The sequence below is a fragment of the Phormidium sp. CCY1219 genome, assembly GCF_055795085.1.
The window spans coordinates 1-241 of sequence record NZ_JAYFEQ010000309.1; the positions used below are offsets into that span (position 1 = coordinate 1).

Annotated in this window: 1 pseudogene; it reads left to right on the plus strand. The window is 46.9% G+C overall.

The annotated features are described in order from the left end of the window. Positions 1-241 (plus strand): annotated as a pseudogene (locus AC0QH1_RS05045) (hypothetical protein); the annotation flags it as partial.

Genomic DNA, 241 nt, shown 5'->3' on the forward strand with positions numbered 1-241 from the left:
TTCCTCGCCGAAGACACCCAAATGCCTTCCGGGCGGCGCTGCGTTATCAAACAACTCAAACCCGTTACCGCCAATCCCGAGATTTTCCAAACCGTAAAAGACCGATTTGCCAGAGAAGCGGCGATTTTAGAAGAACTCGGAGAAGGAAACCAGCAAATTCCGCGATTATATGCCTATTTTCCCGAAAATGGTCAATTCTATTTGGTACAAGAATGGATAGAAGGGGAAACCCTGAACAAAC